The organism is Shewanella sp. SM87 (assembly GCF_025653705.1).
Classification (GTDB): Bacteria; Pseudomonadota; Gammaproteobacteria; order Enterobacterales; family Shewanellaceae; genus Shewanella; species Shewanella oncorhynchi.
In genome coordinates this window covers 49,476-74,342 of the sequence record NZ_JAKKSC010000024.1, presented here as the reverse complement: position 1 = coordinate 74,342, position 24,867 = coordinate 49,476, and the positions used below count along the sequence as shown (strand labels likewise).

Here is a 24,867-nt window from a genome sequence, read left to right as displayed (position 1 = left end):
AGCGTACAAACAGGCACTGAGGCAGCGGCAAGACAAAGGTAAACCGCTGATACACCACTCAGACCGAGGAATACAATACTGCTCAAACGCTTATCAAGCGGTTCACACTCATCATGGTGTGACATGCTCAATGACAGACGGATATGACTGCTATCAAAATGCGTTAGCAGAGCGAGTAAATGGCATATTGAAGCAGGAGTTTTTAACACATAAGCCAGCAACGCTGCAGGAGGCACGACAGATGGTGGAGAAGCGGTCGCCATCTATAATCAACGACGGCCCCATTTGGCCTTAAAATACAAAACGCCCGATGAGGTTCATCAGGCGTTTTAGGTGGAAATAAGTGTCAACTTATTTCAGGACTAGACAGTGCTAACTCTTAAAACTTTTGGTTGACACTTAAGAACCAACTACGACCAAATAATCGATATGTACTTTCATCAGTATTACCATTGAAAGCCGTTTCAATATATGGAGGTTTTTCGTTAGTAATGTTAGTTACACCTACGGACAATGTAGTGTTAGTTGGTAAAACGTAACTAGCTGTAACATCGTGATACATAACACTCGGAACCTCAAACTCATATCCTTTCCCAACAACATCAACGTAAGTTAATGTGTCATATGTCATGCTTGAAATATAATTAGTACGATAAGTTACACTTAAGTCTTCCCATTTATAATTAGCACTGAAATTCCACTTATCTTCAGCATAAGAAGTATCGTTTACAAATGTACCAGCAACATCACCAAAAGCATACTCATAAGCAAAACTGCCATCAGTCTGTTCAGTCGCTACAAATGAATTTTCGCCACGTTCTAAGAAATGAGTCCAAACAAAATTAAGTTTAAAATCACCTATAGATGTTTCAAAACCATAATCAGCTTCAAAATCAACCCCTTTTGCAGTCATTCGTGCTAAGTTAATATTTCGTCCATCAACATATGAAAGATTACCATCAGGTCCACGATTTACGCTATTACACATTTCTTCTAAATTGCCTAAATAACAACCATCAATAGAATCTGAAGGGTCAATAGAGGTGATAACGTTATCTATATCAACAGCCCAGTAATCTAAAGTTAAACCTAATCCTTCAATAAAGTCAGGAGAATAAGCAACTCCTACAGTTAAAGTATCGCCTTCCTCAGGCTTCAAATCAGGATTACCACCGACCTTAGCCAACTGTTGCGACTGATCATTATCAACTCCACCAGATGGTACTCCATCTGCAACACATCTAGCCTGAGACTCTGCACTTAAATCAGTCCAGTTAGATATACGACAAGGATCAGTAGCAGATGCAAATGAATCATTTGCTGGATCATATAACTCGCCAATATCTGGCGCTCTAAATACTGTTCCATATGTGGAGCGGGCTAACAGGCCATCAAATATAGTCCACTCAAGACCAGTTTGATATGTTGTTGAACTGCCAAAGGTATCAAAATTATCATAACGAACTCCAACAGGAATCTCTAGGCGCTCTATTCCTGGCAATCCTTCTACAATAGGTATACGGAATTCAGCAAATAATGAATTAACATAAAATGCACCATTTGTACCTTTAGACTTATTACCTGAAACTTCACCCATAAATTTTCCAGAATCTACGTTTGCTTCAGCTTTTTCACTTCGATACTCATAACCAAAACCAGCGCTAACAGCTCCTGCAGGTAAATCAAATAACTCTCCACCTAAAAATGCAGTAAAGGTTTCTAATTTATAATTAGAAGAGTCAACTAATGGAGCAGTAATATAATTTAGCATGTCAGAAGTAATACTACCTGCACCACCAAATAAATTTAATGGAACGCAGCCATCTATAACATTACCAGTGGTTCCACATACAATATTGCCATTAGCATCTTTAAATGATGGTCCTAAAGCTTTTGCTAAGTTAGGACCATATAACTGACCAAAATCATTATCAGTTCGTTGCGAATAGCCGTAATTATAGTTGACATCTAATGACCACACATCATTCAATGTAATATCAGCACCAATAACTTGTTGCGCACGTAAAATATCTTGTTCAAATGAGCGACCACCTTCAACCATACGGCGACGAGCTTGTTTTACATCCTCACCAAAAGGATTATAGTAGTTGTCTTTTGATATACCCTTGTAAGCAAAGCCTGTTACAGGATCAATTACAGTATAACCAGGATCTGTACCCGTATTATATGGAACTGCAGCTAATTCTTGTCTTGATTCACGTTTATTTATACGAGTTTCAGAATAAAGAGTCACATCATCATTAAGTTCGAAACTTCCATCAATGTAAAAGTTTAATTTTTCATATGGCGTTTGAAGGTAGTTAACAGGATTAAAGTTATATGTATCTTTAGCACCATCATAGCGTCTCATATCGTCTAGTGTCGCTAAATCATTAGAAGCCTGATCACCATTATCACGACATGCTCCATTAGTGTATGAACCAGGTTTTCCGAATAAAAAGAAATTACCGCATGGAATAATAGAACTACCAGCATCGAAGGCGTTTGCACCATCTTGTCCTGGAGGAATCAAACCATTAGCTTGGAAACTATCAGGATCCTCAACGTTCCATGGATGCTGAAAAAAATCAACATCAGTTACATCACCCTGATAAATTTCTTTCTGTTTGACATAGTCAACGTTAAAAACTAAGTGCCCAGTATCAAACTTTTTCCCAGCAATTAAACTGAAACTTGTTTGCTCACCAGCATCAACATCAAAGTTTTGCTTTGTTTGAGCAGTAAACTCAAGTCCATCGAAATTACGTTTAGTAATAATGTTGACTACACCCGCAACAGCATCAGCACCATAAGTTGCCGAAGCTCCATCTTTTAAAATTTCAACACGCTCAATCATAGACGCAGGAATATTCTGCATATCATTAGAAACTGGACGACGTCCATTTACTAACAATAAGGTACGTGATGATCCTAAACCTCTCAACTCAACAAAAGCGCTACCATCCCCTCCGTTATTTGTAGTAGTAGCAACAGGAGAACCAGACATAACAGAACTAGATTGCAAAAACTCACCAACATCCTGAATACCTAAGCTGGTTAATTGCTCGGAAGTAATTGTCGTTACTGGTGTCGCATTTTCCATATCAGTTCGTTTTAAACGAGAGCCAGTAACCTCTATTCGTTCAACTTTATCAGCGCTTTCATCAGCTGCATATACAAATGGCACAGCTAACGTCGCTGCTGCCAAGCCACCAACCAGAGCGTAACGAACTGAATTAGATAATAAATTTTTCTTATGCATTGTCTATCTCCCTTGATAAATCATGTTTTTCTTATATTCTGCACCTACATTTATGTATAGATGGCGTAAATTGCTCTATCGCAACCTTAGTTGCTAACACGTCAATTTCAATATCAATAAAATCACATATGAAACACTAAATCAACAAATAACAAACAAACAACACATTATTACCCCAACAAAGATACATAAGGATGAGTGGGTGATGATTATTTATACAGCGAGTGATTTTAGGGGATGGAGAAGCACAACTTACGTCATAATTAACGTGAGCTTGGTTGTAAGGAGAGAAAATGCTAAAAATTAAAGCGTTTAACACGACCTTATTGAGTTTAATAACCTTTTTAAATGAAAAAGCCCAAAGTTTTACACTTTGGGCTTTGAAGCAACACTTATAACTAGCACAATTCTAAAAAATTAAACTATTGTAATAGACAAGGCAGAACTTAAAGTGTGTAACGGATACCAATTGCAACACCGTCAGATTCAGAAAGCGCCATTCTAGCTTCTTGTTCTTTATCTGCACTGGTAAAATCGCTGTAATCTTTACGTGCTTCTACGTAAAGCACTGTGTTTGGGTCCCATACAAAATGCAAACCAACCACGACAAACTGACGTTTGAACTCATCGTTAGGATCGGCATTAAAGTTAGGTTGAATGACGTAGTCTTTACCGGCATCAAGCACGTTGTAAGAAATGAATGGACGTAACCCATTGTCAAACTTGTATGAAACTAAACTTTCAATACCATAGGCGTCTTTAATCAAACGACCAATATTGTCTGTGTCATGATTTTCTTGTCTGTTAACGTTTGCAGCAGCGTATAAGCCATTGCTATCGAAGTTACCCCAAGTGATACCCGCACCGTAGATAAGATCAACCGCTGTGGTTTGTTCGCCGTTACCAAAACTCACATCAAACTCACCGCGGTTAACACCCGCAGTTAAGGTCAGCATATCAGTGGCTTTATAAGTCAGCGCGCCACCATAAGTATAATTGTATTCTACTTGTTGAGCCGCTTTATCACCGCTTTCCCAGTTCGCTTGACACTGAGCTTGTGAAATATCATCCGTTGTATCACAGGTATAGAAGCTGCTGTTTTTCAACTGTGCTTGAACTGCAAAGCTTACATCGCCAAATGCATTGCGATATTGAACTGTTTTATCACCACGACCAACACCGTTTACCGCGCCATCATCTTTATTATAAGTGTAAACACCTGCAGTGTTACCGTCCCACACAAAACCGTAGTTAGTGTTGTAAACGACATCGTACCAAGCGCCCCACTGCTTACCAATAGTCAGTGTTCCATAAGTGTCATGGGACAGACCAGCGTAACCTAAACGGTTATAAAAGAACTCTTCTTGAACAGATTCGAAGCGATTGTTATAGACAATGTCGCTACTACCAACAGGATTCACACCCCATTCCAATTTAGCAAATGCTTTCCAACCGTCAGTCAACTCACGATTAAAACCAAAATTAATGCGAGATGCGCCGTTAACAACCTCTGTTTCCCCTTGAGTGTTGATCACGCGTGCATCAATAAAACCACCGATTTCTACGGCATTTTTATTATCTTTATAGATCTCGATAGCTGAGACTGATGGAACTAAAAAAATTGCTGCAAGCGCAGTTGCTACTAACGTCTTGTTCATTTGGTGCTTAACCTTTTTTGTTTATGTTCTGTCAACGTCATTCCGTTGTTATATTTCCTTACAATTTCCTCTTAAAGGGTAGCAAACTTTCAATATTCCCTCAAAGCTAAACCTAAAGAATATGTCGATTAACATCACAAAAACAAACCAGTTAACCTCTACAAAACAGGTTAAAACGCTACATTCGCCACCTTGCGCAACACATAAAGAACATTAAAAACACTATATTAGCAGTAACTGCTTTGACGCAATATCCATGTAGTTTAGTTTCATTATCGAAAAAACAGGCTCGGCAATAGGGCCAATTTGCTTATCAATGTAGTATTGGTAATCAATTGGTGACGTTCTGTACAGTAAGGATTCCGGTCCATTTACAGTAATCAGATAATCAATCTGCGCCCCACGCTTGCCAAAAGAGGCATCTCCTGTTAAGTCGCATAATTGTTGAGCGACTTTAACATGGGGAGAAGATTTAGCCGTGTAATCTTCAATATTGCGTCGCATACGTTTGCGAAATACCAAATCATCATCCAACTCACCATCAAGCAGCTTTTCAAACACACTGGCCAAATAAACACTGATATCCCTTTGGTTAAACATCCGTTCATAGAGTGACTCTTGAACTTTGCGCGCTAAAGGGCTCCAATCACTGCGCACTTGCTCCATACCTTTAAAAGTAAGCTCAAGTTCATCGCTCGCATTACGCCACGCGCCAACATAACGTTTTTTACTGCCTTCTAACGACCCTCTTAAGGTCGGCATAAAAAACTGCTCATAGTGGCGTTCAAACTGTAACTCGAGAAAACTCTCAACTTGATGATCTTCACCGATCTTAGCCTGCCACTTAGCATTAATTTCCCGCGCCAGAGTGTTACCTAAGGCGTTAATGTCTGAGAGATCAGGCTCACTGCCAAGCCAGACAAAGGTCGAATCCGTATCGCCGTAAATCACTTGATAGCCCATCTCTTCTATCCATGTGCGGGTTTGTTTCATGATTTGATGGCCACGCATAGTGATCGAACTTGCTAACTTTGCATCGTGGAAAACACAACCTTGAGAACCTAAAACCCCATACAACGAGTTCATGATAATTTTTATCGCTTGGGATAAAGGCGCATTGTGCTCACGCTTGGCCTTTTCGCGCTGCTCAGATAATGTTTGGATAAGCTTAGGTAAAATGGGCTGTTGCCGACTGAAACGTCCACCGAGAAACCCCGCAACACAGTCAGACTCTGGCAATTGCAAACCTTCAATTAATCCCTTAGGGTCAATCAAAAAGGTACGAATAATGGAGGGATATAGACTTTTAAAATCGAACACTAAAATATGCTTATAAAGTCCCGGCGCAGAATCCATCACATAGCCACCGGGGCTTTCGATCCCATCACTCGCAGGAGCATCGGGTGCGACGTAACCGGCTCGATGTAGATGCGGTAAATACAAATGATTAAATGCCGCCACCGAAGCCCCAACCCGTCCCAGTTCTAAACCTGTTAGTTCAGCTCGCGCGAGGGCGAACTCCCATAATTGAGTATGACTAAAAATATCCCACACCAGACGGCTGTCAGTAAGATTGTAATGTGCTAATGCTTGTTTATCGGTCTTAAACAGCTGATCAATTTCTTCAACGCGATTATCCACGTTATGAATGGCCTTGCCTTCACCCAATAATTTCCGTGATACAAATTCCAACGAGAACCGCTCAAAATGATAGAAAGCGGCTTTGAGCCAATCGATACCATCGAGTACCACACGGCCCGGTAAAACTAAGGTTTCTGGCCGAAATTTATTATCGACTTTCCACTCAAGCTTTGCCCCTCCGCGGCCAATGGTGAGTGGAATACGGTGTAATAATGCACGGCGTGACAAGAGTGCGAGGTCAAAACTCACCACTGACCAACCTATGACAAAGTCAGGATCAAACTCATGGAACCACGCGATTAATCGATGAATGAGTGCAGCCTCATCGGCCACCCATTCAATATATTCGGGAGAGTTTGATTCAGCCTCACCCACCATAATCACTTTTTCATAAGTCTGCTTGAGACTGTCTTGCTCTTCGTCTCGGCCACTGTATTGACCATATAGTGCAACTGAATAGAGTAAACCTTCAAAACTACATTCAAAATCCAGTGAAATACAGCGCAAATGTACAGCCGTTAAAGGGGCAATACTCTTAGCCCGCTCGGCGATAAACACGGGCAGCGAGTTAGCCTCAAGACTGTCGCTAGTCGGCGCGTGTATGTTACTCGTCGCAGAGAAATGCCCTAAAAATGCCACATCCAGCGCCACAAACCGCTCGATTAAATAACGCTGTTCAGGGCGAATGTCGGCTTCAAATAAGGGTATGTCGGCATCTTTAGCGATGCGTTGTAAGGTACGTAAGCTATTGCTCGATTTGGCATAAACACCACTGACCGCGCCGCCTTTAAAGCTTTTGAGCGCTAACGGTACAAACCGCAATGCTTGACCCGGCGTTTGCAACTGCAAAGCCGTGACATCAGTTTGATGACAAAAACAAATGTGTTCAGTGCCTTGCACTTCCACCAGCACAGGGCCTTGGGCGGTAGCCAGATAATACTGCAACACTAAACTCCCATGACGATGAATCGCATGGCGTGTTAAGACTCGACCTTGTACACTAACGGCCGCGGTAGCCTCTGACTTCATCGCATGGGTTCCCAAATCGCGTAGCTAGTCAATTTAGATGGTTCCTCAATTTAAATGCCGCCAAATGGCAGAAAAGTTTCTTAGGCTATGCAATCACTGTTATTATGTACAGCATTAATTCGATAAAGTAGTGACGCATGTTACCTGACAATGTAAAAACCCAGATCCGCGCCATCTATAAGGATATTGCTACCGCCTTGCCTAATTTTAGGCCGCGCCGCGAACAAAACTATATGGTGGCGGAAATCTCTAAGACCCTCGCCGGCGACTATGATAAAGATAGGCGCATAATTGTGGTCGAAGCAGGCACTGGGATCGGTAAATCATTGTCTTATATCCTCGGTACCATTCCACTGGCATTAGCGAGCAAGAAAAAGGTCTGCATCGCTACCGCAACCGTCGCTTTGCAGGAGCAATTACTGCATAAAGACTTGCCCTTCTTCCTTGAGCAATCCGGCTTAAATTTCCGCTTTGGCTTAGTTAAAGGTCGACAACGTTATGTGTGTCTATCGAAACTGGCGATGCTCATCGGTGACGACAACAGTACACAAATGGCCATGTGGCAAACTAAACCAGACAATAGCCAAGTGGCTATGATGCATGGCCTGTTAAAAGACTATAACGAAGGTCGCTGGAACGGCGAAATCGACACCTTAGCCGTGCCGCTGCCCGATCACCTGTGGCAACAAATCGCCTGCGACAAACACAGCTGTCATCGCCAAGTCGCCAGCCACAGAAATTGCCCGTTCCATAAAGCCCGCGAAGATGTCGATACCTGGGATGTACTCATCGCCAACCACAGCTTGTTATTCGCCGATTTAGAGCTAGGTGGCGGCGTGATTTTGCCCGATCCCGAAGACGTGTTTTATGTTATCGATGAGGCACATCACTTACCGATTGTGGCGCGGGATTTCTCCAGTGCACAGGCCACGCTGAGGGGCGCATGCGACTGGCTCGAAAAAATTGGTAAAACCTGCGCCAAGTTACAAAACCAAATAAAGAACAACAATATCATTGCCCCCGCGCAGGCGATGCAAGATCATTTAGGCGATCTTATCAGCCAGCTCAATCAAGTGGCCCACTACTGCGATACCCAGACCAAACACTTTGCTAATCCTGAAAACCGTCTGCGTTTTGAGCACGGTAAACTGCCGGACTCATTACTCATTCTGGCTGAAAACCTTGCTGTGACCTCTAATCTTGCCCTCAAACAGTTTAATAAAATGCTGTCACTGCTGGCCGAGGCGATTAAAGATGGCGATATTCCTAAACATCAATCCGAAGCACTATTGGCCGAAACCGGATTTATGCTGCAAAGGCTCGAAAACCTGCAGAAATTGTGGAGGATGATGGCCAAGGAAGATAAGCATAAAGGTGCACCTATGGCGCGCTGGGTCGAACTCATCACAGGTAAACAAGTGGATTATCTGTTTAGCGCTTCACCTATCGAAGTCGGCTTTATGCTGGAATCCATGCTGTGGCAAAAGGCCGCGGGCGTGGTTTTATGTAGTGCCACACTGCGCGCACTCAATAACTTCGACCATTTCGTGCATCAAGTAGGTTTGTCACTCAACGATGGCAGTCGTTATTTAGCCTTACAATCGCCCTTCGATTACCCCAATAATGCGACACTTTATTTACCCAAAATGCGCACTGAGCCGACGGATGATGCCTATACGGCTGAACTTGCCGAACAAATCATCACCCTTATTGAAGGCGAAATGGCAACCTTAGTGCTATTCGCCTCCTACTGGCAGATGGAAAAAGTGGTTGAATTACTTGAAGGTAAACTCACCACTGAGCTACTTATCCAAGGCAATGCGCCACGGCAACAATTGTTAGAAAATCATAAAGCTAAATGCGATAAGGGCGAACCAAGTATCTTGTTCGGCACCGGCAGTTTCTCTGAAGGTCTCGACTTGCCCGGCGATTATCTGACTAACTTGATCGTCACTAAACTGCCCTTTGCCGTGCCAACCTCGCCCGTTGAGCAAGCGCACGCAGAATATGTCAAAGTCAAAGGCGGTAATCCCTTCTTACAACTGACAATCCCAGATGCTTCACGTAAGCTTATTCAAAGTTGTGGTAGATTACTGCGTAAAGAGCAAGATTATGGCCGAGTGACTATTTTAGATAGGCGGTTAGTCACTAAACGCTATGGCAAGTCCTTACTGGATGCCTTACCGCCCTTTAGACGTGTTATAGAGTAGGATTAAAATTTGGAGTTGTTACTCGAGCCCAGTCATTGGGCCCTGTTGGCAGTCATAGGTCTTATCGCTGGATTCATTGATGCCGTCGTGGGTGGCGGTGGCCTATTGTCGATCCCCGCACTGTTAACCTTAGGCATTGCGCCGCATACCGTATTAGGCACCAATAAGTTAGCCGCAAGCTTTGGCTCTTTTATGGCGGCTTGGACCTATTATCGCAAGCACCTCTTTAAACCCTCGTTTTGGTACATGGCTTTTATCGCCACCTTTATCGGCGCGGTATTGGGCAGTTTTTTAGTCTATTTAGTCGATACCCAATGGCTCGAAAAAGTCCTGCCGCTGCTGATCATTGGCATCGCCATTTACAGTTTAGTCAGCCCCAATGCGATGTCAGACGTTAACTGCCAAGCACCAACCAGCAAGCCGCCAGCCAAGCAACAATGGCTACAGGGACTGGCTTTAGGCACTTATGACGGTTTTGCTGGCCCAGGCATTGGCGCATTTTGGACTGTCACATCCGGCTCTTTGTATAAACTGCCTTTACTGCACAGTTGCGGCCTCGCCCGTGCGATGACCTTCACCAGCAACTTGACCGCATTGACTATCTTTGGCTGGCTTGGGCAGGTAGAGTGGCAAATAGGTTTGTGGATGGGATTGTGCATGATGTTAGGCTCATTTATCGGCGCCCGCTGTGCGATTAAATTTGGCATGCCCTTTATCCGTCCACTGTTTATTTTGATCGTGCTAATGATTGCAGCGAATTTGGCATGGAGCGCATGGTTGTGAACACCCAACAATTAATGGTGATGCTGAAGAATCAGCTTAAAGCCTTAGAACAAGAAGTGCTGCAACACGATAATCGACTCGCCCCGCCGCAGCGTAAACTTCTGCAAGAAACGGAGCGTTTTAATCACTCGCTGTTTGTCCAACACGGCGCCCAACTCGGCCCCTGTATTGAACAAATTCGTAGCAGTATTATGCAGCTCGAAAAACAAATTAAGCTTAAACTCGCCCCCCAGACCATTGCCCTGAGCTGTGAGCGGATCCAAGATAGATTTACCGCAGTCAAACGAGCCTTGCTGACCACTTCTATCGACATTAAGTCTAAAACTCAGCAGCGTGCCAGTAGCCGTGCCCGTTTTGCACAACGCCAGAATCAGTCTCACCAAGCCAGTGGTTTCGATTGGATCGCCAATAACGTGATGCAAAATAGTCATGAGATCTACGAAGAATTGAACAAACATCTGAATTGGGCGAAAAAATTTGAACAAAAAATTGAAGAAATGGAATCAAAACTTGAAAACTGTCATAGTGCTGACAAAATAAAATTGCAAAATGACATCCTTTTGATGCATCGTCGTCTAGGAAAATGCAGGCAAGCTATTAGTTATATAGAAGATCGCATTCAAATATTCGAACGCCCGTATCAGAGTAATAACCGTTAAGGAGTAACAATGAAATCACTTTTGCCAATTAGCAGCCTGCTAGTATTACTCGGATCTGCCTCAGCCTTCGCTGCAGATCTGAACATTCCTATGTCATTTGAGTACCTTGCTCTTGATGGTAAAAAAGTCGAGTCGAGCGTATTCAACCATAAAAGCAGCTTAGAATTGGCCCCCGGCACTCACAAAATCGCCATTCGTTATCATGAAATGGTAGAGGATGATTTTAGTGACAGCCAAACCTTTGTTAAGTCAGCACCTTTCATCGTTACTTTAGATGTTGATGGCGACCATCAATATTACCTGCAAGCGGCCGAAGGTGAAGTCGTTAAAAAGCCTAAAGTTTACGCGCAAAACCCACAAGTCAAATTAACCCGTAGTGACAAAGGCAGCGTCAATTACCAAGTGGTGAATACCAATTTAGAAGAAGAAAGCTTCGTCTCTCGCCTTTTCAGTGGTAATCAAGCCGTTGACGTATCCGGTACTGCCGCAGCAGCAACCGGTGCCGCTGGAGCAGTAGTAGCCGTTGCACCAGCACCCGTGACAACATCGGCGACCGTTAACGCAACATCACTCACCGCCCCCGTAGACACCTCTAAAGCAGCAGGAGCCAACCCACAACAAATGTTGCAATACTGGTGGCTACAAGCGGATGAAAAAACCCGTAAAGAATTTATGAGCTGGGCAATTTCACAGCTATAACAACTTGCGATAACGAGGTTTAGTCAATATTGACTCTGATCCCACTGGTTTATCACGCCAGCTATTCCAAGCTGGCGCTTCCTCCCCATCACAGATTTCCCACCACTAAATACGCACATTTACGGCAGTACTTACTCGATAACCACATTGCCACGACTGCACAGTTCCACACGCCAACGGCCATGACTGCAGAAGATGTAATGCAAGTGCATCAACGCGAATATGTAGAGCAATTTATCGCGGGTACCTTGCCAACAGCGGCGCTTAGACGGATTGGTTTCCCATGGAGTGAAGCCTTAGTTGAGCGTACCTTGCATTCTGTGGCTGGCACCACACTCACAGCTTCATTAGCCATAAATCAGGGTATTGCCCTGCATCTCACGGGTGGCTACCATCACGCCCATTACGATTTTGGCAGCGGCTATTGTATTTTCAACGACCTTATCCTCGCGGCCAGAAATGCCATCGCGAGCCAGCAAGTACACAAGGTACTGATTTTTGATTGCGATGTGCATCAAGGTGACGGCAGTGCAACCCTCAGCCACCAACATCAAGGGATCATCAGTTGCTCGATTCACTGCAAAGAGAATTTCCCGAGTCGTAAGCAGCATTCCCACCATGATATTGAACTAACTAAAGGAGCGGACGATAGTGCGTATCTTGAAACTGTGGAGCAGACACTCGCCCTCCTTATCCGAATCCATCAACCAGATCTGATTCTTTATGATGCTGGGGCCGATATTCATCAAAATGACGATCTTGGCTTGCTCAATATCAGCCAAGAAGGACTGTTCAGACGGGATTTAACTGTGTTATCAATGGCAAAATCGGAAAATATTCCAATTGCAGCCGTGATAGGCGGCGGCTACAGCAGAGACGCACTACAATTAAGCCAAAGACACAGCCAACTTTTTATTGCGGCAAATCATTTGTGGTAGCAAACTCAATGAAAACCGTCATGGAGCATAACAATGCAACTCGAAATCCGTAATTACTACGAAGTTCTTTTAATGGAAATATTGTCAGATGAAGGACTTATGGACGAACTTCCTGAGGACTATCTCGCCGACTTATGTTGCGTGACCTTAAATCAACTGCCAGTGCGCTACATACGCCACCTCGTCGATACTTACTTCTTTGAAGACTATAACGAGCTGCAGGAATTAAAGCGTGAGATCCAAACCGCACTAGAAAAGTCCCGCGCTTTTCTTAAACAAAATCTGCAAAAAAGATTACAGGAAGAAGCCGAAGCCAATCGTTAATTTCGTTAAAGGTTACTGTTGAGAGCATTTTTAGCCGTTGTCGTGGCAAGAAAAGAGGCAGGCAATGGATTATCTCATTGTGCAAAAATATTAACGCTATAAATGATTAACAGCAGAAAACGGAAATAGTCTGCAAGCTAAAATATTGAATAACATAAATTGAGTAGATATAGAGAAGTACAACGGAAATAAGCAGAGGAACTGCTGAATTGGAGGTTCCCCTAGAGCCGACACCCCGGCACACGAGTCGCTTGCTGCGGTTGCTCCCTTCCGGGCCTGGCCGAGTTCACAAGTTATCATTGCGGGGGGACCCTAGGGTCACCATAACTTCGAACATTACTTTGAATGACATAAACCAAAGCATTGCTTGAACGCGAAGGATTATCCCCCATGGACCCTATGGGATCAAGCGCTAATCGATAAGATCTCTTAATATCCCACCTAACTGCACAATCTATAAGCAAATGGAGTGATTGAAATGATAAAAGCCTGCAAATGCAGACTTTTATATATGTTTTACTGAATCTCTTATCATAAAAATCAGCAGGCTACAGCGCAATCATCGCCAAAGGTGGTTACAACTTGATCAAATGGCGATTTTGCTCAATTATCTTAGCCCCAACACCAGAGACATTCGCTAAGTCATCTATAGCATTGAACTTACCATTTTTAGTGCGATAGTCGACAATCGCTTGAGCCTTTGCGGCACCGATCCCTTTGAGTACGAGTAACTGCTCGGCTGAAGCGGTATTGATGTTAACTTGAGCGGCATCTGGCATAGATTTTTTCGCATCAGATGCCATTTCACCCGCTTCAGTTTTAGCCTGTACTTTCACGGCGACCTTGGTTGGGGTTTCTGTTGCAATTGCTGGGCTTGCCAAAAAAGCCGTTAATGCTATGGCACTCATAAAAGCAGGTATACGATTTGTGGTTTTCATAACAATTCCTCTATTCCATGATTTGCGGCCTTTCGTCCTACTTCCGTGGCCTCAAATCAAAAATAGTCTAAGCTGTCCCGAAATACCAAATCGGCGTCATAAATATTCACTATCGCTAAACTTCTGTCTTCGGCTCAATGAGCTAGTGCTTGACTATGATAAAAAGATGCAAAAAGCATCCTTTTATCATTCAAATAGCTAACGGTCTTTAAAATAACAACATTCATTAAGCTAATCGAGCTAGCGCTTGGTTCAAGTCGGCGATGATGTCGTCACAATCTTCTAAACCAATAGAGATCCGCAGCAAATTATCACCAATCCCAGCGGCAGCCCTTGCCTCTGGCGTATAAGGTGAATGCGTCATCGATGCAGGATGTTGAATCAGGGATTCAGCATCACCTAGACTCACCGCAATTGAGAACAACTTTAGATATCCGACAAAGGCCATGGCTTCTTCTAAATTTGCCGCCAGTTCAAACGCGATAACACCACCAGCACGTTTCATCTGCTGGCCAATGAATTTATGCCCTTGATGAGATTTAAGCCCGGGGTAATACACACGTGTAATGCTTGGATGTTCCGCCAAAAACTCTGCCACGCGCTGGGCACTATCGCAATGGCGCTGCAAACGCACATCTAAGGTTTTAAGACCGCGTAAGATCAGCCAAGCATCATGTGGCGATATCACAGCGCCAATATCCTTTAAAATTTCATACTTCACTTTATGGAGCTGCTCTTCACTGCCACACACTATCCCCGCAATCACATCACCATGACCATTCAGATATTTAGTCGCACTGTGGATCACCAAATCAATACCAAAATCCAGCGGCCGCTGCAGTAATGGAGTCATAAAGGTATTATCGACAATACTGACCAACTGGTGACGTTTAGCAATAGTCGCAATTGCCGCTAAATCAAACACCTGTAAATGGGGGTTGACTGGGGTTTCACAGAAAATGACCTTAGTATTGGATTGAATCGCCGCTTCTATTTCTGCTTCCGATGAAAAGTCCACTAGGGATACTTCAATACCAAAGCGAGCAAACTGAGTCGTCATTAGCGCATAAGTACAACCGTATACGGCATTCGACGCCACTAAGTGATCGCCCATCTGCAAATTAGCCAGCAATGCGGCGGATACTGCGCCCATACCAGAAGCAGTTGCTGCTGCGGCCTCAGCCCCTTCTAAAATCGCCATTTTACGTTCAAGCTCAGCGGTTGTCGGATTCCCTAAGCGCGTGTAAATATACCCCGGCTCATTACCCGCAAATCGCTCACCACCTTGCTCTGCAGACTCAAACACAAAAGTCGCACTTTGGTAAAGCGGCGTGACTAAGGCACCAAAGGCCTCTCGCTCATGGCCGCCATGAATAACCTGTGTCGCCGCCTTCCACATCTTGCCTGACTCATCTTGCATACCTAGCTCCTTGTCATTGGCATTGAGCAGTTCCCGTTCTTGATTGATTGTTGGTGTGGAGCGCTCAATACCCGCATTATGGATAATCTAATAGATAAGTTAATGAAACATTAGCCCTATCGAATAAGCCCTACCATAACGCGGCCAAGCACTTAAGCCAGTAGCATGACGAAAATAGCAGCGATCAAAAGTGTAATTAACTTGTTACATAGCACTTTTACGTCGCACTTAGTCATTCTCTTTATCTGCAAGAATCATAAAAAATGCGCTAAGGAACAAGTCCATTAGCGCATCTACTTTCGGCTATTTGAATCGTTTAATCATATGATATTCAATAGCATCTACTCTTTAGACTTATCTTTAGATGACCGCGATACCCTATCATCAACATCGGCGAACTGGCCTTTTAATGCGTCGCGGCCTTCCTTGGTAAACAGCTTGCCTGAAAACTGCTTAAGTTCGATCAACAATTCCTGATGCACTTTAGACAATTTAGGCCTTTGCTCTTCCCTAAACACAATCGGCCGACACAGCGCCATGGCTTGATATCCAAGGCGCGCTGTTAACATGCCGCCCCCTAAGCCTTGGGCCAAGCGAGCAGACAATTTACCTGTCATTTCAACCGATAACAGCTGTGTTCCTAAATCGGTAACTAACTCAGTGGTGCCCGCGTAGATGATATTAATAATAATGCTGCGGATAAGTTTAATTCGGCTCCAGTAACCAAGTTCAATGCCATAACAGCGGGCGACATCGCGCAGCATACGTTGATTACGCCAGAGGATAATCGCCATATCGAGCACAGCTAACGGACTCGCCGCCAGTAACACTGCCGACTCAGCCGCATAGCGTCGCACGACTTTTTTGGCCAGTTCATCTCGCTCCGTTAGAACTAAGTCCTCGAATAACAAGACTTTCTCGGCATCATTATGTTCATCTTTTAATGAACGGCGAAGTTGCTGCAAACCTTGGCTGTCTTCATAGTGGCAAACGATATTATCGATAAAGCTGTCTGCTTCACCCATTTGCATGCTCTGCGCTAGCCTTGCACCTGTTTCTTGAGTATCGGCGACCTGTTTGAGTCGCTTGAGCTTACGGTATTCACTGACTGCGCCCGCCAATGCCCACGCACTGACCACCCCAAGCACCACACCATAAAAACTAAACAACCAAGGGCTCTCAAGCCAAGCATCCCTCAGTCCTAATCCTGTTTGAACGACTACAAGCAGCAATAAACTCACAGCAGCTAGACGAGCGAGCCAAGACCAACGGCGTGATTTTACAAGTTGAGGCGATACCGATTTAGCATCGATCATTTTTGGATGGGATGACAACGTTTCATCCATCAATTCCTCAATATCAGCAGCCACTTCTTGCACTGGCGTATGGGGATCAAAGGCTTTCGCCCCTTTGAGCTCCTCTTTGCTAGGTTTGAGCTCCACTATTTGTGGGTCAAACAGTTGCTGCTTTTTCAGCGCCTTATGCTCAAATGAGTATACAGAGGAATTAGAGGCCTGCTCATTAGCGTTATCCGATAGCTTTAACGTCATTCCAACTTATCTCCCAGTAAGTACTGCAGCAAATGATCAAGACGAATATGGTCAAAATGCACTTGAGATGGGTCAACATTGGCATTGCTCGGCGGTGCAAAGCCGACAAAGTTAAACCCTTGGTCACGCCAAAAATGCGCTTCAGGTAAGCGAGTGGGCACTTCGCCTGGAAACAAGGTCAGGGCTTTACCGTTGAGTCCCATCCCCTGCACGACTTCGACCTCACCGTCCTGAGTTGTCACCATGCCATGGCGAGTCGCCTTGATGGCGCTAATCGCCATAGTCTCCACTTTACAACCATCGAAACTGGCAAAATGCTGGCTGTGTTTCAACATATCGGTCAGCAGGGACAAAACATGGCTCTGCTGATCGCGGGTCACATGGTCAACCTTGCTCGCGGCAAACAACAAACGGTCGATGCGGGGGGAAAATAAACGCCGTAAATAACTCGATTGGCCAAACTGAAAGCTTTCCATAATGGCATTGAGCGCCGCGCCCATATCCTCAAATTGCTTTTTACCGCGATTCAACGCACTAAAACAGTCAACAAGTACTAACTGCCGATCAAAACCGGCAAAGTGGTTTTTATAGAAAGGCTTAACCACTTTAGCCACATATTCTTGATAACGTTTTTCAAGTACATGGAATCCACTGTGTTTATCGCTTTGCGAAAGCGCAGCAAACTTTTCATCATTAACCAATAACAGGGGGAAAAAAGCCAATAAGGGAGCCCCCTGCCATTCACCCGGCAATAACATGCGCCCAGGTTGCGCTTGGTAATAACCTTGCACGTGCACTAAATCATTGAGTAATAGCTGATATTGATCGGCAATCTGCTTTAATTGCTGCTCATCGGCGCTGGCGGCTAAATCCAATAAAATCAAAGATTGTTCAAACTCAGCATACAAAGGCGAGCTTTTAAGATTCTCGATGCGAACTTGTTGAGCGCGACACCAGGTTACAAAGTCTTGGCGCAACATAGGTAAATCGAGTAACCATTCGCCAGGATAATCGACTATGTCTAAATACAAGGTGGCGGTATCAGAAAACTTGGCCAGTAAGCCCTTCTTAGGTTGGTATTTAATCGCCAGTCGTAACTCAGAAATAGTACGAGTGGAGGCAGGCCAGGTCGCGGGTTCGGAAGTGAGCGCTAACATGGCGCCTTGATAATCAAAACTAGCGATCTCAAGATCCGGCTGCATGGCACGCTTAACACCGAGCAAACGCTGATCGCGGCTCACCTGCCACAGTGGCAAAGCGCTGTTGTTGCGGGCGTGGGGTAAGGTTGAGACAGGTCCAGAATTGAGTAACTGATTGACTAACCCCGTGATAAACGCCGTTTTTCCCGCACCAGAAAGCCCCGTCACGGCCAAACGTAAATGCCGGTCCGCGGTGCGATGTAACAGGGATTGGCCCTTTTGGGTTAATTTATGGAGCGAGGCATCAAGCATTCCCATAGAGACTTCCCTTATGTCGAATGATGTTAACTTATGTCAAGTGATGTTGACTATACACTGGAATGGAGCAGAGATTAAGCAACAAGGGCGGACATGGCCGCCCTTTAGAAGGGTTACAAACTATTGATTTGTCTTTTTAAATCAAAGTTGTCAGAGGTGACATGGCGTTCTAAATTTTGTAGCCTAACTTCTAGACTTCGAAATTGACGACTCACGTCGCTTAGCGCTTGCTTTGCGGGTTCTCCCGACTGCCACGGCTTCTTCTTCACCTCGATATCGTCTCTATCGTAATGCTTTTGCGGCTTGATGTCTAAAATCACCCACAAAGCGACATAGATGATAAATACCACACCTGAGCCGCCGAGTAAGAAGATAGACACAGTCAGCACTCGCACTAACCAAGTTTCAATCGCAAAGTACTCGGCAATCCCTGCACATACACCCGCTATTTTGCCTGACTGGGGAATGCGGTACAAAGTACGGCCATTAGATCCTCTCATGTTTCCCCCTCCATTCGGGCGATTCTGTATCCAGAATGGCCTCTAAGGTCTCGATACGCGCCGCCATTTTATCGGCCTTGGATATCAAATCATTGAGTTGTGAAAACTCTTCCTCAGTGAGTCCCTGGCTCACTTGTCGCTTACTGCGATAATGAAGAACTAACCATATTGGCGCGACTATCACCATGAAAATAATAATCGGCGCCATTAGCACGTCCATATCCATAACTCACCTCTGAATTGTTATTCTTTTGACTTAATTGGCGCTTTACCTTTTACCTTGGCTTTGAGCGCTGCCAGTTCTGCATTCACAGAATCTTCCGCTTCTAGCGCCGCAAACTCATCGGCTAAGGTCTTCTTGCAGCCAAGATCGTAAGATTCAACTTGGGCTTCTAAGCCTTCGACACGGCGCTCATATTGCTCAAACTTGAGCATAGCATTGTCGATCTTGCTTGAATCTAGCTGCTTTTTCACTTCTAAGCGTGATGACGCGGTTTGAGTGCGCAAAATAATGGTCTTTTGACGCGCTTTTGCATCGAGCAGCTTTTCTTGCAACATGCCCACTTCATCTTTCAAGCGTGCGATATGTTCATCGATGACGGCTAACTCTTGATTCAGCGTATCAGCTAAACCGGTCGCTTTTTGTTTTTCAACTAAAGCGGCTTTCGCTAAGTCTTCACGGTCTTTGGACAGTGCCAGTTCAGCCTTATCTTGCCAATCTTGCACTTGCTCTAACACGCGGTTGATACGACGTTGCAGCTCTTTCTTTTCAGCTAACACTTTAGCTGAGGTAGAACGCACTTCAACGAGTGTGTCTTCCATTTCTTGGATAATCAGTCGAACCATTTTTTCTGGGTCTTCGGCTTTATCCAGCAATGCGCTGATATTAGAGTTAATGATATCGGCGAAACGAGAGAAAATTCCCATAATCCTATCCTCAAATTGATGTTGGTCTCGTACAAGGTAATACACTAACCGTGCCAACTTTAACTTCTCATTTAAATACAGCAAGTTAAACAAAATATTAACTTTTACTTCCTTTTACGCTTCAAGCCACTTATTATCTTTTTCACCAAATTTTAGCGCGAAAGACTAAAAAATATCGTGGATAATAAATTTCAGCAAGACAACCTTATCGGTCAATCCAACGCCCTACTCGAAGTGTTAGAACATGTGTCGCAAATAGCGCCTCTGTCTAAACCCGTACTGATTATTGGTGAACGTGGTACAGGTAAAGAGCTTATTGCCGAACGCTTACATTATCTGTCTAAGCGCTGGGATCAAAGTTTTATTAAGCTAAACTGTTCATCTTTGAGTGAAAATTTACTCGAGAGTGAATTATTTGGCCATGAATCAGGTGCCTTTACTGGCGCCAAAGGCAAACACGAAGGCCGCTTTGAGCGCGCCGACGGCGGCACCTTATTCCTCGACGAATTAGCCAACACCTCAGGACTTGTCCAAGAAAAGCTCCTGCGTGTCATTGAATACGGCGAATTTGAACGGGTCGGCGGCAGTAAAACCGTGCAGGCTGATGTTCGGTTAATCTGCGCCGCCAACGAAGATTTACCATCACTTGCTGACGCAGGCGAATTTCGTGCCGACTTGCTCGATAGACTCGCCTTCGATGTAATCACTCTGCCCCCACTGCGTTGCCGCCCAGAAGACATAATGACGCTGGCGGAATATTTCGCCGTTGGCATGGCGCGCCAATTAAAGCTGCAGCTGTTCAGCGGTTTCAGCGCCCATGCGGTCGAGCAATTAATGACCCACGACTGGCCGGGTAATATCCGTGAACTTAAAAACGTTGTAGAGCGCAGCGTTTACCGTAATGGCGGTGAAAATAGGCCCATCGACCATATCACCCTCGATCCCTTTGCTTCGCCCTATCGACCTAAAACGCGGATCAAGACCCGCGAACGTCAAATCACCTCAGTCGCGCCAACAACCCTTGCCAGTACGTCGCAATCTACGCCGATACTTGAGACTGAAGTACCCGCCAATACTGAGTCTTCAGTGCATAACTTTAATTTTCCGCTGGATTTTAAAGAGCAAACTGAGAAATACGAAATGGATCTGATCCAGCAGGCACTCTCAAGCAGCCAATACAACCAAAAGAAAACCGCCGACATGCTCGGATTAAGCTACCACCAACTGCGTGGCATCCTTAAAAAATACAATTTACTTGATAAAGCATAAGCAGATTGCCCATGGGGGAGATGCACTGCTAAAATAGCCGTTCATAGTCGATAAAATAATGATTTATAAATGAGTGTGCTAATTAGACGCCTGTGCCTAACAACTGCAGTTTCTTGCATGAGTTGGTTGTTGGTCGCGTGTGGCCCCCAACGACTCCCCTCCGGTTTGGTGTATTGCTCCGAAGGGAATCCTGAGTCTTTTAATCCACAATTGGTGACATCTGGCACGACAATCGATGCCACCTCGCACCAAATTTATAGTCGCTTAGTGGATTATGATACCCAGTCTGGCAAGCTTGTCCCTGCCTTGGCGACGAGTTGGGCCATGTCTGATGATGGCTTAAGCTATCGTTTCACTCTCAGGGAAAACGTGCAGTTCCAGCATTCAAAGCGTTTTTACCCAACTCGCCCCTTTAATGCCGACGATGTGTTGTTCTCCTTTAATCGTATTATCGATACCCAGCATCCTTATCATTTTGTCTCCCGCACGGGTTATCCCTTCTTCCAAAGTATTGGCTTTTCTCAGCAAGTTAAAGGGATAGAGAAGATAAACGATCATGAAGTGGTCTTTTACTTAACCCGCAAAGACGCTTCTTTTTTGTCAAATTTAGCCACCGACTTTGCGGTGATCTTATCCAACGAATACGCGCAGCAGCAGTTAGCTTTAGGTCATCCTGAAAACGTCGACCACTTTGCCATTGGTACAGGACCGTTCACCTTAGTGCAATACGCTAAAAACGAATATATCCGCTATCGCCGTAATCCCGATTTTTGGGGAGAGCCAGCAAAAATCGATATGCTGGTATTTGATATCACGCCCAAAAGTACAGTTAGGCTCGCTAAGCTTATCGCGGGGGATTGCAGCGTTTCTGCGCTGCCCAAAGCAGGTGAACTGCCTGTTATCAAACAGCATCAAGAATTAAACATCGAATCACAACCAGGTCTTAACGTAGCATTCTGGGCCTTTAATACGCAAAAGCCACCGTTAGATGATGTTCGCGTACGTCGTGCACTTGCCTATGCTGTTGATAAACAAAATATCCTGCGAGCGGTTTATCAAAATACTGCCATTGAAGCCACCGGCGTTCTGCCGCCAGCATCATGGGCCTACGAAAATAACAAAGGACTTGTCGATTACAATCCGCAAAAAGCACGTGACCTATTAAAAGAAGCCGGTATAAAAAATCTCAGCATCAATATTTGGGCCATACCGGTTGCCCGCGCTTATAACCCCAATTCGTTGAAAACGGCCGAATTAATTCAATCCGATTTAGCAAACATCGGCGTAAAAGTGAATATCGTCAGTTACGATTGGAGCGTATTTAATCAGAGACTGAGCCGCGACGACTATGATTCTGTGCTGATTGGCTGGAATGCTGATAACAGCGATCCCGATAACTTTTTTAATCCGCTGCTGAGCTGCGCAGCAATGCAATCAAACAACAATCGTTCTCGCTGGTGTAACCCTGAGTTTGATGCCATCTTAAACAGCGCAAGGGAAGTATCAGATCAAGCGGAACGTAAAGTGATTTATCAACAAGCAGAAGCCTTTTTAGCTGAACAAGTACCTATGCTGAGTCTGGCCCATGCCAAACGTGTAGCGTTAACTCGCAGTGATATCAAGGATATGCAGCTTACGCCTTTTGGTGGGATTTCCTTCACCCATACTAGCCAAGCACCACAGGAGGCGAATTAATGTTTACATACCTACTGCGTCGCCTCAATTTATTTCTTGCTACTTCGTTAGTCATGGTGGGTGTCTTATTTTACGCTACAGGCTTGTTTCCAGTTGAGCGCACCTATGCACTCACTGGCATACATACACCGACGGCGACCCAACTGGTTCAAATAGAACAGGACTACAAATTAGATAAAAACCAAGCGTGGCAATTTATCGCTTACCTACAACAAAGGCTTAGCGGTAATTTAGGGATTTCAGTCACGTCACATCAAGAAGTCGCCGAAGAACTCAGTGCCGTCCTGCCCGCCTCCTTCGAACTTGCTGTGATGGCGGGTATTATCGCAATTTGCTTGGGCGTGCCCTTAGGCGTGCTCGCCTCCCAGAGTCAACATAAGCTCACCCAAAATACCATTATGGCGATTACCCTAACGGGCTACTCTGTACCCGTATTCTGGTTAGGCCTGTATCTTTCGCTTTGGTTTGGCGTCGATCTTGGTTGGTTACCAATTTCGGGACAAATCAATTTGCTCTATGAAATCAAGCCCGTCACTGGCTTTATGCTAGTGGATACCTTGTTGTCAGAGTCTGAATACGGCATGTCGGCATTTAAAGATGCCCTGCTGCATATCATTTTGCCTGCCACAACACTGGCCGTGTTACCTTTTACTGTAGTGGTTCGTAGCACCCGTTCGGCAATGGTGAATGTGATGAATCAAACCTTTATCCGCGCCGCCGAAGCCAGAGGCATGCATACTGGCACGATTATACTGCGCCACGCACTGCCCAATGCGCTGATCCCCGTACTTAAACATTTAGGGCTAATGCTTGGCTCATTTGCCAGTTATGCCATAGTGGTTGAAATGATTTTCTCTTGGCCTGGTGTAGGATCTTGGCTAGTTTCAGGGATTTACCAACGGGACTATACTGTTATCCAAGGTGGGATTTTGGCCGTGGCCCTATTGATTATCTTCCTAAGTATCTTGATTGAAGTGCTGCACACAGCCTTTAATCCACTGAGCAGAAAAGACCTTTATGCCACCAGTTAAAATTTATCAAGAAGATCAAATTGCCTCCCCGACTATGCGGGTTTGGATTAACTTTTCGGCTAATCCTTTCGCTTTAGCAGGTCTGTGGACGATTGCATTTCTGCTCTTGCTAACCCTGTTTGGCCCTATGATTGCGCCCTTTCCGCCAGAGGCACAAGATCCAAGAGCCTTGCTGTTGCCACCCTCTTGGGACCCTTCAGGCACAGTGGCGCACTTTTTAGGGACTGACGATCTCGGCCGCGATATTTTCAGCCGATTATTACACGGCGCGCACTTGACCTTTGGCATGGCGCTGCTGATCGTCGTCACCGCATTATTCACAGGCTTTATCATAGGGTCGTTGTCGGGCATGATGCGGGGCTTAAAATCCAGTATTCTCGGTCATTTGCTCGATGCGCTGTTATCGATTCCTTCATTATTAATGGCCATTTTAGTGGTCGCTGTAATGGGACCAGGGCTTGAAAATGTGTTCTGGGCCGTCGGGATAGCCTTAACCCCACAATTTGTGCGCTCCATACACCAGTCAGTGCATGAAGAATTACAAAAAGAATATGTCACAGCCGCACGTTTAGACGGTGCAAACTCGATGCAAATTTTTTGGTACGTCATTATGCCAAACGTCTGGGAAGTGGTGATAATTCAAACCACACTTGCCATTTCAGCTGCTATTTTAGACATCGCTGCCCTCGGTTTTTTAAGCTTGGGCGCACAGGCGCCGAGTCCAGAATGGGGCGCTATGGTCGCCCAAGGAATGGATAATTTACTAACTGCGCCTTGGGCCGTAACTATCCCAGGCTTAGCGATTCTTTTCAGTGTGCTTTCCATTAACTTGGTTGGCGATGGCCTACGGTCGGCGCTTGCGCCCATCAGAAACTAA

20 protein-coding genes, 1 other RNA gene and 1 pseudogene are annotated in these 24,867 nt (G+C 44.8%); 11 read left to right on the top strand and 11 right to left on the bottom strand.

What is annotated here, in order from left to right; all coding sequences use genetic code 11:
• Positions 1 to 333 (top strand): annotated as a pseudogene (locus L5M11_RS17475) (integrase core domain-containing protein); the annotation flags it as partial.
• Between the two features lie 46 nt (positions 334 to 379).
• Here the strand turns inward: L5M11_RS17475 and L5M11_RS17470 are convergent.
• The 3 genes from L5M11_RS17470 to L5M11_RS17460 all read right to left on the bottom strand — a co-directional run bounded on the left by L5M11_RS17470 (position 380) and on the right by L5M11_RS17460 (position 7,590).
• A complete protein-coding gene (locus L5M11_RS17470) occupies positions 380 to 3,262 on the bottom strand; it encodes a TonB-dependent receptor domain-containing protein (protein ID WP_263186455.1) in 2,883 nt (960 codons plus the stop codon).
• Positions 3,263 to 3,708: 446 nt separating this feature from the next.
• On the bottom strand, positions 3,709 to 4,920 hold the full coding sequence (locus L5M11_RS17465; protein WP_028760445.1) for a porin: 1,212 nt from the start codon (positions 4,918 to 4,920) through the stop codon (positions 3,709 to 3,711).
• Positions 4,921 to 5,142: 222 nt separating this feature from the next.
• Complete coding sequence (locus L5M11_RS17460; protein ID WP_263192847.1) at positions 5,143 to 7,590, bottom strand: DNA polymerase II; 2,448 nt, start codon at positions 7,588 to 7,590, stop codon at positions 5,143 to 5,145.
• A gap of 137 nt (positions 7,591 to 7,727) precedes the next feature.
• Here L5M11_RS17460 and dinG point away from each other — a divergent pair, with 137 nt between their 5' ends.
• From dinG to L5M11_RS17430, 6 genes are read left to right on the top strand one after another with little or no spacing between them, the layout of a single operon-like run.
• A complete protein-coding gene (dinG, locus tag L5M11_RS17455; protein ID WP_263181113.1) occupies positions 7,728 to 9,800 on the top strand; it encodes an ATP-dependent DNA helicase DinG in 2,073 nt (690 codons plus the stop codon).
• Positions 9,801 to 9,809: 9 nt separating this feature from the next.
• Positions 9,810 to 10,583, top strand: a complete 774-nt coding sequence (locus L5M11_RS17450; RefSeq protein WP_028760448.1) for a sulfite exporter TauE/SafE family protein — start codon at positions 9,810 to 9,812, stop codon at positions 10,581 to 10,583.
• Positions 10,574 to 11,242 carry a primosomal replication protein gene (locus L5M11_RS17445; RefSeq protein ID WP_206765984.1) on the top strand — a complete coding sequence of 223 codons (669 nt, stop codon included), beginning with the start codon at positions 10,574 to 10,576 and terminating at the stop codon, positions 11,240 to 11,242. The genes L5M11_RS17450 and L5M11_RS17445 overlap by 10 nt, the downstream gene beginning before the upstream one ends.
• 9 nt (positions 11,243 to 11,251) lie before the next feature.
• On the top strand, positions 11,252 to 11,941 hold the full coding sequence (locus L5M11_RS17440; RefSeq protein ID WP_028760450.1) for a DUF2057 domain-containing protein: 690 nt from the start codon (positions 11,252 to 11,254) through the stop codon (positions 11,939 to 11,941).
• Positions 11,942 to 11,970: 29 nt separating this feature from the next.
• Positions 11,971 to 12,879 (top strand): histone deacetylase, encoded by a 909-nt coding sequence (locus tag L5M11_RS17435; RefSeq protein WP_173245603.1) that lies wholly within the window; start codon positions 11,971 to 11,973, stop codon positions 12,877 to 12,879.
• 33 nt (positions 12,880 to 12,912) lie between these two features.
• A complete protein-coding gene (locus tag L5M11_RS17430; RefSeq protein ID WP_028760452.1) occupies positions 12,913 to 13,203 on the top strand; it encodes a late competence development ComFB family protein in 291 nt (96 codons plus the stop codon).
• 218 nt (positions 13,204 to 13,421) lie between these two features.
• On the opposite strand, the gene ffs is transcribed toward L5M11_RS17430, so the two are convergent.
• The 8 genes from ffs to pspA all read right to left on the bottom strand — a co-directional run bounded on the left by ffs (position 13,422) and on the right by pspA (position 19,995).
• Positions 13,422 to 13,519: signal recognition particle sRNA small type (gene ffs, locus L5M11_RS17425), an RNA gene on the bottom strand.
• A gap of 259 nt (positions 13,520 to 13,778) precedes the next feature.
• Positions 13,779 to 14,141: a ComEA family DNA-binding protein gene (locus tag L5M11_RS17420; RefSeq protein ID WP_028760453.1), complete on the bottom strand. Its 363-nt coding sequence runs from the start codon at positions 14,139 to 14,141 to the stop codon at positions 13,779 to 13,781.
• Between the two features lie 226 nt (positions 14,142 to 14,367).
• Entirely contained in the window at positions 14,368 to 15,561 is a 1,194-nt protein-coding gene (gene megL / locus L5M11_RS17415; RefSeq protein ID WP_263192846.1) for a methionine gamma-lyase, read from the bottom strand.
• 341 nt (positions 15,562 to 15,902) lie between these two features.
• Positions 15,903 to 17,111, bottom strand: coding sequence for a YcjF family protein (locus L5M11_RS17410; protein ID WP_263192845.1), 1,209 nt, complete (start codon positions 17,109 to 17,111; stop codon positions 15,903 to 15,905).
• On the bottom strand, positions 17,108 to 18,568 hold the full coding sequence (locus L5M11_RS17405) for a YcjX family protein (RefSeq protein ID WP_263192844.1): 1,461 nt from the start codon (positions 18,566 to 18,568) through the stop codon (positions 17,108 to 17,110). Before L5M11_RS17405 ends, L5M11_RS17410 begins: the two co-directional genes overlap by 4 nt.
• A gap of 113 nt (positions 18,569 to 18,681) precedes the next feature.
• The gene (gene pspC / locus L5M11_RS17400) at positions 18,682 to 19,068 is read right to left on the bottom strand and encodes an envelope stress response membrane protein PspC (protein ID WP_028760457.1); all 387 of its coding nucleotides are present in this window, start codon (positions 19,066 to 19,068) and stop codon (positions 18,682 to 18,684) included.
• On the bottom strand, positions 19,055 to 19,294 hold the full coding sequence (pspB, locus tag L5M11_RS17395; RefSeq protein WP_006081138.1) for an envelope stress response membrane protein PspB: 240 nt from the start codon (positions 19,292 to 19,294) through the stop codon (positions 19,055 to 19,057). Before pspB ends, pspC begins: the two co-directional genes overlap by 14 nt.
• Positions 19,295 to 19,311: 17 nt before the next feature.
• Complete coding sequence (gene pspA / locus L5M11_RS17390; RefSeq protein WP_263144432.1) at positions 19,312 to 19,995, bottom strand: phage shock protein PspA; 684 nt, start codon at positions 19,993 to 19,995, stop codon at positions 19,312 to 19,314.
• A 177-nt stretch (positions 19,996 to 20,172) separates the two neighbouring features.
• Here pspA and pspF point away from each other — a divergent pair, with 177 nt between their 5' ends.
• From pspF to L5M11_RS17370, 4 genes are all read left to right on the top strand, one after another.
• Positions 20,173 to 21,264, top strand: coding sequence for a phage shock protein operon transcriptional activator (gene pspF / locus L5M11_RS17385; protein WP_263192843.1), 1,092 nt, complete (start codon positions 20,173 to 20,175; stop codon positions 21,262 to 21,264).
• Positions 21,265 to 21,333: 69 nt separating this feature from the next.
• Positions 21,334 to 22,959: an ABC transporter substrate-binding protein gene (locus tag L5M11_RS17380; protein WP_028760460.1), complete on the top strand. Its 1,626-nt coding sequence runs from the start codon at positions 21,334 to 21,336 to the stop codon at positions 22,957 to 22,959.
• Complete coding sequence (locus L5M11_RS17375) at positions 22,959 to 23,990, top strand: ABC transporter permease (RefSeq protein WP_028760461.1); 1,032 nt, start codon at positions 22,959 to 22,961, stop codon at positions 23,988 to 23,990. The genes L5M11_RS17380 and L5M11_RS17375 overlap by 1 nt, the downstream gene beginning before the upstream one ends.
• Positions 23,977 to 24,867 carry an ABC transporter permease subunit gene (locus L5M11_RS17370; RefSeq protein ID WP_105252931.1) on the top strand — a complete coding sequence of 297 codons (891 nt, stop codon included), beginning with the start codon at positions 23,977 to 23,979 and terminating at the stop codon, positions 24,865 to 24,867. The genes L5M11_RS17375 and L5M11_RS17370 overlap by 14 nt, the downstream gene beginning before the upstream one ends.